Source organism: Secundilactobacillus kimchicus JCM 15530, assembly GCF_001433995.1.
GTDB lineage: Bacteria > Bacillota > Bacilli > Lactobacillales > Lactobacillaceae > Secundilactobacillus > Secundilactobacillus kimchicus.
Genome location: NZ_AZCX01000024.1, coordinates 1 through 1,850 on the forward strand (window position 1 = coordinate 1; position 1,850 = coordinate 1,850).

The following is a 1,850-nucleotide window of genomic DNA, read 5'->3' on the forward strand; positions in this document are numbered from 1 at the left end:
CTGCCAAGGGCGCTTGGGTTAAGGCTAGCGACTTAGAAACTAAGAGCAATGCTACTGAAAACAACAGTGTTACTATTACCTATGTTGATGATAACAATAACGTAGTTGGTACTAATGCTACATTTGTTACTACTTCAACCTTAACCCGTAAGGGTGACAAGGTTGCTAACAACACTGATGCTAACAACAAGGGTATCGTTGCCTTTGCACAAGACAACTTACCTGCAGGTTACGCATGGGGTTACAGTGACGGCAGTAACGCAGCAGCTACTACCGACCCTCAAGATGCAACTTCTGCATTGTTCGGTGGCTCATTACGTGTCCACGTTCACGCAGCATCAACTTCAAAAGTTTCATTCATTGTTGATACTGTAAACAACAACAACATCCAATTAAACACTCCACTGGCTGCAGGTGCTAACGTCAGCTCAGAAGTTAACTTACCTAAGTTGACTACTGCCCAATTGGCTGCACTTCAAGGCAAGTCTACTGCAACTGTTGATGCTGCTAAGATTTCATCAACATTGTTAACTGCCAACGCTCCATTAAACAAATTGGTTGGCACTAAGACTTACACGAGCCGTGATAACAAGAACTATCACTACGAATTTACTTTCACTTCATCAGACAAGTTTGCTACTGACAACCGTTTGACTACTTACGGTAACAACGTTGTAGCTGCTTACACTGCTAACCTTGTTGAAGGTGCTGCACCTACTTCAAACGCTAACACTGATTACGTAGCTAAGTAACGGATGTGGTATCGAAAGAAAAAGAGTCCGTAAGGGCTCTTTTTTTGGGTTCTTGAGTCAAATAGTATTGGTAGACCTATAATTAAGGTACATTTCACTTTGGTGAATGTGCCTTTTTTAGTCTCGTTATAAATTTCTTTATGACTAATGCAAAAAAAGCCATCCAAATTGGATGACTTTTTTGCAATAATTCCCAAAATATATCATAGATATAATTTAACTAGGAGTTAAATTAATTTTGGTTGAAGTTGAATGCACTGATAATGTTGCCTTTGTTAGCATCTGTAGCAGCAACATTAGTTTGTGCTTGAGTTGAAGTGTAATATAAGTTAATTGCTTGGCCGTTAATTACGATAGTAGCTGCGTTCTTAGCGTTAGTATCGCCATCTTGAACATCGCCAGTAAACGTTAACTTGAATGCAGTGTAAGTGTGACCTGAAACGATGTTTGATGCCCCAGCTACTTCGTTTCCTTGAGCAATGGCAGCATTAGTATCATAAACAGTGTAAAGGGTATCTGCTCCGGCAGCTTTTACAGCAGCACGAACATTTTCAAGAGTAATCTTGTCGCCCTTGGCACCGGCAGTTTGACTTTGAGTGGCAAGCTTTTGAGCAACAGCTGCTAAAGTTCCGTTATCAAAGACGTTTGTCTTAGCATCAATTCCTTGACCGTTTGATAAAATGAATTTCGCCGTTGTAGCAGTCGAAGTCCCGAACAAGTTACCCTTAGTAACAGGCACAACGGTCAGGTTGACATCAGAACCATATTGAGCTGCAGCGACTGCATTTTGGTTTGCCGTGTATTGTGCAGCGCTCAAACCAATGCCGTCAGTCCCAGCTTGTTCCAAAGTGTAACCTGAAACAAGAGTGCTGAGTAGTCGTGCATTTTTAGTTGACAATGTTTGGCCAGCAACAGTAGTGTCGCCAACAGTCGTCAAGTAGTCTTTAGCAGCTTGTGACTTAAAGTTGTTATTTGTATAAGTCTTGGTAGCTACTACTTTACCTGATGCATCCTTAAAGTTAACACGAATTTGATTCTCAGCTAATGGAGCCGTAGCGTTATCAACATCGCTAGCCTTAACCCAAGCGCCCTTGGCAG

The 1,850-nt window shown here is 41.6% G+C and carries 1 protein-coding gene and 1 pseudogene; one reads left to right on the forward strand and one right to left on the reverse strand.

The annotated features are described in order from the left end of the window. A pseudogene (locus FC96_RS13020) lies at positions 1-752 on the forward strand (hypothetical protein); the annotation flags it as partial. A gap of 232 nt (positions 753-984) precedes the next feature. Here the strand turns inward: FC96_RS13020 and FC96_RS13025 are convergent. Further along, a partial coding sequence (locus FC96_RS13025; protein WP_420835115.1) for a hypothetical protein occupies positions 985-1,850 on the reverse strand: 866 nt, incomplete at its 5' end.